Raw genomic sequence first — 11,843 nt, forward strand, 5'->3', positions numbered from 1 at the left:
TGCCTCTGGCTCCCATGCCGCCCAAGCCTTCAACAGCCCTGGCGGTCCGTATCCTTAAGCGTAGCGAAGCGTGAGCTAACGCTTATGCAGGGTTACGAGCGGTCATGGGGTCCACCAGAGTGGCATTGCCTCGAATGCACTCATAACGCGGGGAACTCCAAGTGGAAAGCGGTATCAGTTTGTGAAGGTCGAACCAGCCACCCATGCCATTGTTACTTCAGGGGCTTGATCGACACGATGGTGGCCGCCATGCCCTCAGCACGAAATTCAAACGCTACTTTGTCCCCTGCCTGGGCAGAAAGAGACAGTACAACAACAGTGCTTGCAACGGCGATCAGGGCCAGTTTCATACGACTTTTCCTTGAGGGTTGGTGGGTACAACGCAGAGGTGCCGGCGGCGCATCAAGCGGTAGGCTGCCGGAATGACAAACAGGGACAACAAGGGGGCGGTGACCATGCCGCCGACCATGGGCGCTGCGATGCGACTCATCACTTCGCTACCGGTGCCGCTGCCCAAGAGAATCGGCAACAGACCAGCGATGATCACCGCCACGGTCATGGCCTTGGGCCGAACCCGCTGCACTGCACCTTCACGAATCGCGGCGACCAGCCCGCGCTCGGTGCTGTCACCGGTGTCTTCGCGCTCGGCCCAGGCGTTCTTCAGGTAGAGCAGCATGATCACGCCGAATTCGGCCGATACGCCGGCCAGCGCGATAAAGCCGACCCCGGTGGCCACCGACAAGTTGTACCCCAACAGATACAGAAACCATGCGCCACCGGTGAGAGCGAATGGCAGCGTGGCCATGATCAGCAAGGCCTCATCGAAACGGGCGAAGGTCAGGTAGAGCAGCACGAAGATGATCAGCAACGTGGCCGGTACCACCAGTTTGAGCCGGGCGTTGGCCCGTTCGAGAAATTCGAACTGCCCCGAGTAGCTCAAACTCATGCCTGGCTGCAACTTGACCTGCTCACTGACGACCCGGCGCAGGTCGGCGACCACCGAGGCAATATCCCGGCCACGCACGTCGATATACACCCACCCGGAAGGCCGGGCGTTCTCGCTCTTGAGCATCGGCGGACCGTCACTGACCTTGACCTTCGCCACCATGCCGAGGGTGATCTGACTCCCTGGTGGGGTGTAGATCGGTAATTGCTCCAGGGCGCCGAGCGAATCACGCCACTCACGCGGATATCGCACATTGATTGGGAAGCGGGCGAGCCCTTCAATGGTCTCCCCGATGTTTTCACCGCCGATAGCACCGGCGACGATCGACTGCACATCGGTGATATTCAACCCATAGCGAGCAGCGGCCTTGCGGTCGATATCGACGTCGATATAGCGGCCACCGGTCAGGCGCTCGGCCAGGGCCGAACTGACCCCAGGCACGTCCTTGGCTACACGCTCGACGGCCTGAGTGGCGGCATCGATCTCTGTCAGGTTGCTACCGGCAATTTTCACCCCGATCGGGCTCTTGATGCCAGTGGCAAGCATGTCGATGCGATTGCGGATCGGCGGGATCCAGATATTGGTCAGTCCTGGTACACGGACCACCCGATCCAGTTCCTCCACCAACTTCTCCTGGGTCAGGCCGGGTCGCCATTGCTCGTGCGGTTTGAACTGAATGGTGGTTTCGAACATCTCCAGTGGTGCCGGGTCAGTAGCAGTTTCAGCGCGGCCGGCTTTACCAAAGACATGTTCGACCTCTGGCACGGTCTTGATCAGCCGGTCGGTCTGTTGCAGAAGTTGCGCGGCCTTCTGCGCCGATAAACCTGGCAAAGCTGATGGCATATAGAGCAGGTCCCCTTCATCCAGTGGGGGAAGAAATTCACCACCCAACTGTGACATCGGCCATACCGCGCTGAGAAACACCAGCAGTGCGACCAGCATGGTGATTTTTGGCCGACGCAGCACCGCGTCCAAGGCTGGCTGGTAGAGCCTGATCAACCAACGGTTCAGCGGATTCTGTTCCTCATTGGGAATCCGCCCACGAATCCAGTAACCCATCAATACCGGCACCAGGGTCACCGACAGTCCGGCCGCCGCCGCCATGGCATAGGTCTTGGTGAACGCCAGCGGGCCGAACAGCCGGCCCTCTTGCGCCTCCAGAGTGAACACCGGGATGAACGACAGGGTGATGATCAACAGGCAGAAGAACAGTGCCGGACCTACCTCGGCTGCGGCTTCGGTCATCACGTGCCAGTGATGTTCACCCTTGAGCTCCTCCCCTGGATGGGCTGCGTGCCAGGCCTCGATCTTCTTGTGAGCGTTCTCGATCATCACCACCGCGGCGTCGACCATGGCACCGATGGCAATGGCAATCCCGCCCAAGGACATGATGTTGGCGTTGATTCCCTGGTAGCGCATGACGATGAAGGCCATCAGCACCCCGACCGGTAGCGAGATAATGGCCACCAGGGAGGAGCGCAGATGCCAAAGAAATATCCCGCAGACCAGGGCGACGACGATGAACTCTTCGAGCAGCTTGTGGCTGAGGTTTTCCACGGCACGGTCGATCAGCTTGCTGCGATCGTAGGTGGTGACGATTTCCACTCCGGCCGGCAGGCTTTTCTTCAACTCGTCGAGCTTGGTTTTGACTGCTGCGATGGTCTCACGGGCGTTTTTGCCGCTGCGCAGAATCACCACGCCGCCGACGCTTTCACCCTCACCGTCGAGTTCGCTGATGCCACGACGCATCTCCGGCCCCAGTTGGATCGTGGCCACATCTCCCAGGGTGACCGGCACGCCACCCGCACCGAGCCTGAGTGGAATCGCGCGAAAGTCATTCAGGGTCTTCAGGTAACCGGAAGCGCGCACCATGAACTCGGTCTCTGCCATCTCCAGCACCGCACCACCGGTTTCCTGATTGGCCTTGCCAATCGCCTCGGTCACCTGCGCCTGAGTGATACCCAGGCTGGCGAGTTTGAGTGGGTCGAGCTGCACCTGGTACTGCTTGACCATCCCGCCCACGGTGGCCACTTCCGCCACATTGGGCAGAGTCTTGAGTTCAAACTTGAGAAACCAGTCCTGAAGAGCACGCAATTGCGCCAGATCATGCCCACCGGTGCGATCCACCAGGGCGTACTGATAGATCCAGCCCACCCCGGTGGCATCCGGCCCCAAGGCCGGTTTGGCGCCCGCGGGCAGGCGGCTTTGTATCTGGCTCAGGTATTCCAACACCCGCGAGCGAGCCCAATACATATCGGTACCGTTTTCGAACAGCACGTACACGAAACTGTCGCCGAAGAAAGAATAACCGCGCACGGTCTTGGCGCCAGGCACCGACAGCATGGTGGTCGCCAACGGATAGGTCACCTGGTTCTCGACGATTTGCGGCGCTTGACCTGGATACGGCGTGCGGATGATCACCTGCACATCAGAGAGGTCTGGCAGCGCGTCGATGGGCGTGCTCTGCACCGACCAGACGCCCCAGCCGGTGACGAACAGTGTGGCCAGCAATACCAGGAATCGGTTGGCCACTGACCAGCGAATCAGGGACGCGATCATGGCTGGTCCCCTAGTTTTTCCAGACGCTCAACGCGCAAACCATCATCGGTTTGACTGACGGAGATACGAACCTTGTCGCCCGCCTTGAGTCCCTGCATGAGCGCAGGGGCCGCCAATGGGAAAGTCATGGTCATGCCAGGCATGCCCAATGTTTTGAAGGGACCGTGGGCAAGCGTCACATCTTTGCTATTGATCTGCAGGACTTGTCCCTGCGACTCATGAAGGGCGGAGGCGGTGCCTGGAAGTGCTGGCATTTCCAGCGCGCTTGCGACGATGCCCTTGAGGCTGGCCTCGGAGTCGAGCAGGAACTGACCTGAGCTGACCACCTGTTGACCTTCTTGCAAGCCTTTCAATACCGCCGTCTTACCGTCGTTTTCCTGCCCGAGTTGCACCTCCACCGGACGGTAGCGACCCGCGTCTTCGGTGAGCATTACCAGCGTGCGCCGGCCAGTGCGGATGACCGCTTCGCTCGGCACCCATAACACACTTTGCCCGGTCTTCTGGTTCAGGCGCACCTGCGCCGATAATCCGGGTCTGAGACGCCCATCAGGGTTGGGCAGTTCGACGCGTACGCGAACGGTGCGGCTGTCCATATTCGTTTCGGGCAGAATCGCACTGACGGTGCCGTTGAGTACTGTCCCCGGGAAGGCTGGAAGGCGTGCTTCTACCGTCTGGCCGACGACGATCGATCCAGTCTCCGACTCTGGAACGGCCACCGCTAGCCAGACACTGCTCAAGCCATTGACGCGAGCCAGCGTCTCGCCGGCCGACACGGTCATGCCCGTACGGACATCCAACTCTTGCAGCACACCACTGATGGGGTTGGTGAGGGTCAGGTTCGGCTGAATCTTGCCACTGCGTTCTACCTGGGTAATCAGCGCTGCCGGCATCCCCGTCAGGCGCAGCCGTTGGCGGGCCGCTGCCATCAAGTCGGCATCGCCATTACGTTTAAGTGCGAGGAATTCCTCCTGGGCTGCGGCCCATTCCGGTACCAGGATATCCGCCAATGGTGCATTGGCTTTGAGCACATCGCCGGGAGCACGGGCATAAACCCGCTCGACAAAACCGGCAGTGCGCGCCTGGATCACGGCGACATCCCGCTCGTTGAACGTCAGCACGCCGACAACATCCAGGCTGGAAGCGAGGGCTCCACGAGTGACTGTGGCCAGACGCAGGCCGAGGTTCTGGGTCAGACTGGGGTCAATGCTAATAGCCGCGCTGTTTGTTGCCGCGTCGGCGTATTGCGGCACCAGCTGCATATCCATGAAGGGCGACTTGCCCGGTTTGTCGAACTTCTGCTGCGGGTACATCGGGTCGTACCAATACAGCACCTTGCGTTCGCCTTGCATTGTGGAACCTTGTTCGGCTGCTGCCCCGGGCATTGTGCTCATGCGCTGCTGAGCAAACCAGTAACCGCCGGCAACACCCAGGGCCATCGACAAGCCAGTCAACAAAGCCCCTTTCCAGATTCGAGCGCTCATTGGCTGGTTTCCTCGTAATTGAAATACAAACGTGCGTTGGTCAGGGCTCGCTGTTCTTCGACATCGATCTGTTTGAGGCGGGCCTCTATGAGTTCACGTCGGGCAGCAATGACCGGCGCCAGATCACCTTTACCGGCGCGGTAGCTGGCCATGGTCAGCCCTACCTTTTCCTTGGCCAAAGGCACCAGACTTTCCTGACTGCGGCGCACGGCACGATTCAGGCGTTCGTATTCGGCCAGATCCTCCTCCAGTTGTTGGGTATGCTCACGCACCATGGCTTCACGCTCAGCCTCCAATTGATTCAATTCAGCGTGTTTGGCGGCGATTTTGGGATTTTGTCGGGAGCCGGGAAACAGTGGCAGGTCGAACGAGAACTGCACGCTGACCATGTCCCCGAACTGACGGTCACGGTGTTGGTAATCGAGTTCCCAACTCCAGTCGGATTGTTTTTCCGCCTCGGCTTCACGGACTTTGGCTTGCGCCTCGCGGGTCATCGGTTCGAAGGCCGCCAGTGCGGGGTGATGTTGCAGCTTATGGGAGTAGCCTGTGGTCTCGACGGGCCATTGCGGCAAACTGCCGGTTGGCGGGTCGTTGGCCGCCGGGCCAATCCAGCGTTTGAGTGCAGCTCGAGCTTGCGCACGCATACGGATCAGGTCGTCCTGTTGATCCGCTAACTGCGCAGCCTCCTGTTTCGGCGTGACCGCATCCGCAGGCTGAGCCCGACCACCGGCAATCTGTGCCCGAACGGTATCGGTCAACAGACGATTTTCTTTGTAAAAGTCCTGGAACAGCGCCTCTTTACGCTCGACGGAATAGCTGCTGATCCAGGCCAATGCCGTGGCCTGTCGGACATTCAGACGCTCGACTCGACCTTCGGCCGCAGCTCGGTCAACGGCCGCATCGGCCACTTCAATACGTGCTTTGCGTTTGTCGCGGTTGGGCACTTCCTGCATGACCCCAACCATCTGCATGGTCATGGAGTCCTGGTCAATGCTCCAGCGGTCGGGGCCGCCAATGGGATAGTTCTGCACGCCGAGCTTTAACTTCGGGTCAGGCAGTTCGCCAGCTGGAATGGCAGCACTGCTGGCAGCTTGCAGTTTGGCGGCTTGGGCCGTCAGCGACGGCGCATTGTTTTCGGCCAGCCGCAATGCTTCATCGAGTGTCAGTGGGGCTGCGAGGCTCGGCAATGCCAGTACGCTTGCCGCCAGGCCGGCCACGAGGGACCAACCTGTGCAATAGCACTTGGAGTTCATGTTCACGATTCCTGTGATGATCCACTGCGCGCGTCATGAGAGATGCGCACAGATATGCCATCCCGCTAAAGCGGAATGAGGCTCAGTGAGGTACAGGAATCAAGCGCGGGGCGGTCGCCATACCCCTGAAGGGGTTTGCACTGGCAGGAAATCGCTGGAGAAGGAAAGTACGACAGGGCTGGTTAATGTGACCGGGGGCTTGATGATCGAGACTTGCAACATGCCGCCAGTCTTGCACTCCTGGCCTGGCTTGCAGGGCTTGCCGTGATCGGTGGGGCTTTTCATGTCGTGACAGCAGTCCATCCCCATATCGTCCATCATCGCCATGCCCATCGTCTTCATTGGGCAAGGTTCTGTCGGTGCCTGAACGCCCGCCATCCCGCTGAGGGGAAGCGCCAGGCTAATCAGGAATATGAGGCAAAACCGCAGGTAGCGTTTCATGGGCTGGAGTGTAGTCGTTGAGAATGGCTCTTACAATTGGACACGTGTCATCAGCAGCCTGCCGCAAGCCCCTGACCCGGGCGATAACACCGAACCTGAATTAAGCCAGCATTATCAGTACGAAGTAGAAGTTCATAGCGATGGAGGCTTGTTTTGTGTGGAGCAGGACGCTGGACTGGTTTCGGCGGAACCTGGCTTAGGGTTCAAAGCGCCACGCAAAACGCGAACATGCGGCGGTCAATGAGTAGCGGCACCCAGCAGGAACATCTCTACCGCTCGATTGACCCATTCCCTGATCTGCTCGATCTCCAGAGGCTGCGAGGCGGGTTGATAAAGCCGTACTTGTACCTCAGCCGTCAGCAGCGCCAGGAACTGCGCTGCTTTTTACCTCAGGGGCAGACTGGCGTAGCTCACCACGGGCCATGGCGTCGCGCATCCAGCTCGACAATACCGCATTACAATCGCTTGGCCCGGCCTCGTAGAACAGCATGCCGATGATGGAGCGCCCTGCCTCGGCCATGACCATCCGGTAAACCGCCAGTGCGCTGCTCTCGTTGGTCAACACCCATAACATGCGCTCGCCAAAGCGCGTCAGCGCCTGCTTGAGCGTGACGTTATCCCGGTCATGGGCGGACAGTTGCGCCACCGCCTCTGATGAATGCACTGTGGCGACTGATCGAACGACTTCTACAAACAACTCTTCTATCACACCCTGGTTACGCCCCCCCCGTTGGGCCCTCTCGCGGAGTACGGATTGTGCGGAGTAGTCAGTGCCGGGGATTTATTTCAAGAACCTCCCTCAGTCAACCTTATTCGAGGTTCTTTAGCTCAGGTGTGAACGGGTGAAAAGAGTGCAGACATGTCAATCACCAAATAACAAAGACAGCGTGGAGGGGTCAGGACGGCAGCACGAGGCCGTTGCCCGGTTCACCACCAGCGATGTCGGGCTTTGGCCAGATGACGTCCAGGCGAGTGCGGCTGATCAGCCATTGACCATCGACCCGGCGGTACTCGTCGGCATAGATGCCCATGAGTATCAGTGGGTTTACCTCGACGGCTCGTTCGGTCGCCAAGAACTGCATGTGACAGCGTCCCTCGGCGTGGTTTTCGTCCAGTAGTTCAACCCACTGGTTGGAAACCAGGTGAACGAACGGGTAGGCGCCGCGCTGTTCGACGTCGTACTCGGCGAAGGCTATGGACAGGCCGGCGTGGATCTCTTCACGACCTCTCCAGCAGCCTCGATCCACTTGGAGAATGCCATCTTCGGTGAACAGCTTGGTGAGCGAGTCGATCCGGCCACTGTCCAGATGGTGGCAGTAGAGGACTCGTAGATTTCTGATGGCTTCCAGCGAAATCAGTTGGTTCAGTTCGGTGTTCATGGGCGCCTCTGGGAGATAACTCAAGGTGTAGCGCCAGCCTCATGATTGAGTAGGCGCTGCCGCGTCGTTTGCACATCTTTACTGGCGGGTGATCCGTAATCGGCTAAACGCGCATCACCACAGCACCGGTCGTGCGTCGTTCTTCAAGATCCTGGTGCGCTTGCACGACCTGTTCGAACGCATAGACGTGGCTCGGATCGACTTTGAGGATGCCCGATTGAATGGCCCCCAGCAGGTCGGCGGCAGCCATTTTGAAATCCTCCACTGACGAGGTGTAGTGCGGCAGGATCGCCCACGTCAGGTACAGTGCTTTTGGCATCAGCAAGAAAGGGTCGAACGGTTCCGGGAAACCAGACGCCTTGCCAAACTGCACCAGCGTACCGCGTGGTTTGAGTACGGCCAGTGAGCCGAGAAAGGTGTCCTTGCCCACGGAATCGAATACCGCGTTCACACCTACGCCGCCAGTCAGCTCGAGAACACGGGCAACGAAGTCTTCCTTGGTGTAGTTGATGACCTCATCGCAACCCGCATCGCGCGCGACTTGAGCCTTGCTGTCAGTGGACACCGTGCCGAACACGCGCAGCCCCAATGACTTGGCCCACTGCACGAAGATCTGCCCAACGCCGCCAGCGGCCGCGTGGTAAAGAATGGCATCGCCCGGCTTGAGTGCCACGACTTCTTTCACCAGATAACGCGCGGTCAGGCCCTTGAGAAAACTGGCTGCAGCCTGCTCGTCGGTGACGCCTTCGGGGATGAGCATCACCCGATCGGCCAGGTGCAGCTTTTTGCTGGCATAGGCGCCGAAGTTGACATGGCTATCGCCATAAATCACTCGGTCTCCGACCTTGACCGAGGTGACATTGCGGCCAACGGCTTCGACGATCCCAGCGGCCTCGTCACCGACAATCATAGGGAACTGCGGTACAGGCAGCGTGCCACGACGGAAGTAGACGTCAACGAAATTCACGCCGATTACGGTGTTGCGCACCAGTACTTGATCGTCGCCCGGATCGGCAATCTCGATCTCTTCAAACTTCAGGGCTTCTGGAGCACCGTATCCGTGGATAACGGCGGCTTTGGCGGTAACTGGCATGATCATGTTCCTCAGTAGGGTTACGAGCTAACCCGATTTAAAGAGGTACAGTTTCAGCTGTTTTTGGAGGGACGATAAGCCGGTGAAAATCGATATCACCTTTCGCGATTTGCGAGAAATAAAACCAGTTTTGATGGTGAGAAAAAGTACCGAGTAAATGGAAATGGAATCCACGGACTGGAATGAGCCGGGCTACGCAAACCCTGCCAATTCCCGCGCGAGAAAGTCGAGGAACGCGGTGACCCGACGACTCGCCACACCTTCAGCGGTAACGGCATACAGGTTAGCCTCATCGGGAAGAAACCCCTCCAGGGCAGTCGACAGCACACCGGCTTGCAGGTCTTTGCGGATAGTCCATAACGGACTAATGACAATGCCGTAGCCTTTGATGGCCCACTGTCGGAGCACTCCGCCATTGTTGGCCATCCGATTCCCCGACACCTTCACCCTGAGCCGTTTACCGCCCTCGGTAAATGACCAGGTTGAAAATGAGCGGTCTGGCCACGAGATCACCAAGCAGTTGTGATGCGCCAAATCCTGAGGGCAAGTCGGTTTGCCATGAGCGGCCCAATAGGCCGGAGCCGCAGAAATCACTCGACGTCCTGAAACCAGTAGTCGAGCCCTGAGCGAAGAATCGGACAATGGGCCGTGACGTAGCGCAAAGTCCAGATGGTTCTGAACCAGATCAAGCACGCCTTCGGCCAATAGCAGGTCGAAACGAATGCCGGGATGCAACTCCAAAAACCTGTCGATCAAGGGAGCAACCACTTCGCTGCCAAAATCCTGAGTGGTCGTGAAGCGGATGAGTCCTGTCAACGGCCCCTCTTTGACGCCCTCAAGTGTGGAGTCCCACACGGCCAATATCTTTCTTGCCTCAGACAGGAATTGTCGGCCCTCGTGAGTGAAGCTCAGTCGCCGAGTGGACCTCGTGATCAGCCGCACCCCTGCGCTCTGCTCCAACTGCTGCAAGGCAACACTGACTGTCGAGGTTGCCAGCGAATATTGGCGTGCTGCACCACTCAGACTGCCGGCTTCATCGATACTGACAAAGATTCGCAGCGCGTCGATCGTGTCCATATTTCGCGAATCCAGAATAATGGGTGGCCGGAGCGGTTCGCTCTGTTTCGTCGGTGTCGAAAAGTATTTCATCACACGTGGCATCGCGAACGCGACCACTCTCGGCTATGCACGCCGTGGATGAACCTTCATTCAGGGATAAAAACGATGAATCAGAAAGACTCATCGCGGCTCGCCAACTTGCGGGCGCCGCCGCAAGACTCTATCACCACCGTGCAAGCCGGTAATTGAGCCAATGTGCAGAGCAATTGGCCGCGGCTGGTTTTCTTGCGCAATACCTGGTGGCCTTTAGCGTCCTGGCCATGCAGGTGGAAACTGTGTTTGCCGATGTCGATACCGAGAAACGTCACCGCGTTCATGGGAGATCCTCCGTCCGAAAACGAGAAAAGCCCTGCAAGCGTAAACCTGCAGGGCTTCTCAGTCAGGCTGATCATCTCATTTAACCCGGACGGTGCCGGGTTTTATGTGGGCATGGGGACTCAACACTCCCGTTAGGAAAGTGGACGCTCGAAGATCAAGAGCGAACCACTGAACCGGAGACCGGTAGATTTTCCAGCAGCTTGAGTCCCGTGGTCTTCACGAACGTCTCATAGTCCATCGGCTTCTCAATGCGGGTTTCCGCGTTCGGTAGCACATAGGCCCAGGCCCGCTTGGACGAAACGTCGTAGACCAGCTTGAACAGGCGGGTAGGTACCCAGACCTTGTTGTCACCAACAGTGGTATGGCCAGCGTCAAAGAGCGGGCCGGTAAAGACATAGACATCGCCATCGGCTCGCATCGCGAACTTTCTGACATCAGACTCGACCTTGCTCCAGATCTTCCGGTTATTGGTTGGGTCTTGCGGCACCATGTTCGAAAGCGCAAAGGTCTGGGCCATTGCATGCGGATTCGGTGCATCTGCCGCCGGGGACTGATGGCCACGATCCACTGCCGGATGTTGGCCGCGGTAATCGCTCAACTCTGCCCGCCCGCTCTTGGGAATGCGTGGGTCCGGATAGAACTGATTGGTGCGTTCCTCACCCTTGGCATCCTGTAGCTGGGCTGAATTGAGGCGCTCCACCACAACCAGCGGAGTCTTGCTGGTTTGCGAGTACAGCACCGCAAAGTCGTCGGAACACAGCGCCAAGGGCTTCATCGTTGCAGGCACGCTAGCCATGTTGATCGGCCTGGCTGCCGGGAACAGGTCTGCACACCCATCAAACGATGCCTGTTTCTGTTTACTTGAATAGAGGTCAATCGCCGCGTTCTGGCTGATTGAGCCAGAGCGGTACCCTTGCTCCTCATGCTGGCTGGACGGTTTGATGAAGTCCAGCAGGTTGCGAGCTTCAGCCGCACCCGTCGAGAACAAAACAAGGGCCGACAGCCCCACTGCAATTTTGCGTAGGTTCATGCTTAAAATCTTTGAATTGGATTGAGGGGGGATACTTACGGTAAAGCCCCGTATCACGGAGCTTTAGTTGGAGCGGTTTCTGGTTATGCTGCGGCGAGCATGTTTTCAATATCCTTGATCACACCACCGATGCGGGTTCGGTCAGCCCCGAACACGAAGCGCTGTACGTTGATCCCGACCATTCTAAAAATCCGCGCCAGGGTTTCAACTTTAATGATGCTGAT

At 58.4% G+C, this 11,843-nt stretch carries 11 protein-coding genes and 1 pseudogene; all 12 read right to left on the bottom strand.

All coding sequences use genetic code 11. From position 1 onward, the window contains the following. Nucleotides 1–212 precede the first annotated feature (212 nt). On the bottom strand, nucleotides 213–350 hold the full coding sequence (locus AC07W5_RS12350; protein WP_494993111.1) for a hypothetical protein: 138 nt from the start codon (nucleotides 348–350) through the stop codon (nucleotides 213–215). Beyond that, nucleotides 347–3,505 carry an efflux RND transporter permease subunit gene (locus AC07W5_RS12355; RefSeq protein WP_495023478.1) on the bottom strand — a complete coding sequence of 1,053 codons (3,159 nt, stop codon included), beginning with the start codon at nucleotides 3,503–3,505 and terminating at the stop codon, nucleotides 347–349. Before AC07W5_RS12355 ends, AC07W5_RS12350 begins: the two co-directional genes overlap by 4 nt. Continuing rightward, complete coding sequence (locus tag AC07W5_RS12360) at nucleotides 3,502–4,986, bottom strand: efflux RND transporter periplasmic adaptor subunit (protein ID WP_495023479.1); 1,485 nt, start codon at nucleotides 4,984–4,986, stop codon at nucleotides 3,502–3,504. Before AC07W5_RS12360 ends, AC07W5_RS12355 begins: the two co-directional genes overlap by 4 nt. Further along, complete coding sequence (locus tag AC07W5_RS12365; RefSeq protein WP_494993114.1) at nucleotides 4,983–6,239, bottom strand: TolC family protein; 1,257 nt, start codon at nucleotides 6,237–6,239, stop codon at nucleotides 4,983–4,985. The genes AC07W5_RS12360 and AC07W5_RS12365 overlap by 4 nt, the downstream gene beginning before the upstream one ends. A gap of 99 nt (nucleotides 6,240–6,338) precedes the next feature. Further along, a complete protein-coding gene (locus AC07W5_RS12370) occupies nucleotides 6,339–6,680 on the bottom strand; it encodes a hypothetical protein (protein WP_494993115.1) in 342 nt (113 codons plus the stop codon). A gap of 237 nt (nucleotides 6,681–6,917) precedes the next feature. Beyond that, nucleotides 6,918–7,049, bottom strand: a complete 132-nt coding sequence (locus AC07W5_RS12375) for a hypothetical protein (protein WP_495023632.1) — start codon at nucleotides 7,047–7,049, stop codon at nucleotides 6,918–6,920. Further along, on the bottom strand, nucleotides 7,030–7,344 hold the full coding sequence (locus AC07W5_RS12380; protein ID WP_495023480.1) for a TetR/AcrR family transcriptional regulator C-terminal domain-containing protein: 315 nt from the start codon (nucleotides 7,342–7,344) through the stop codon (nucleotides 7,030–7,032). Before AC07W5_RS12380 ends, AC07W5_RS12375 begins: the two co-directional genes overlap by 20 nt. A 232-nt stretch (nucleotides 7,345–7,576) precedes the next feature. Further along, complete coding sequence (locus AC07W5_RS12385; RefSeq protein WP_495023481.1) at nucleotides 7,577–8,059, bottom strand: nuclear transport factor 2 family protein; 483 nt, start codon at nucleotides 8,057–8,059, stop codon at nucleotides 7,577–7,579. Nucleotides 8,060–8,162: 103 nt separating this feature from the next. Further along, nucleotides 8,163–9,152 carry a quinone oxidoreductase family protein gene (locus AC07W5_RS12390; protein ID WP_495023482.1) on the bottom strand — a complete coding sequence of 330 codons (990 nt, stop codon included), beginning with the start codon at nucleotides 9,150–9,152 and terminating at the stop codon, nucleotides 8,163–8,165. Between the two features lie 192 nt (nucleotides 9,153–9,344). Beyond that, nucleotides 9,345–10,229: a LysR family transcriptional regulator gene (locus tag AC07W5_RS12395; protein WP_494993118.1), complete on the bottom strand. Its 885-nt coding sequence runs from the start codon at nucleotides 10,227–10,229 to the stop codon at nucleotides 9,345–9,347. Between the two features lie 170 nt (nucleotides 10,230–10,399). After that, nucleotides 10,400–10,588 (bottom strand): annotated as a pseudogene (locus tag AC07W5_RS12400) (IS110 family transposase); the annotation flags it as partial. A gap of 155 nt (nucleotides 10,589–10,743) precedes the next feature. Continuing rightward, a complete protein-coding gene (locus AC07W5_RS12405) occupies nucleotides 10,744–11,619 on the bottom strand; it encodes a DNA/RNA non-specific endonuclease (RefSeq protein ID WP_495023483.1) in 876 nt (291 codons plus the stop codon). Between the last annotated feature and the right edge of the window lie 224 nt (nucleotides 11,620–11,843).

The sequence above is a fragment of the Pseudomonas sp. GW821-FHT01E05 genome (assembly GCF_059422425.1).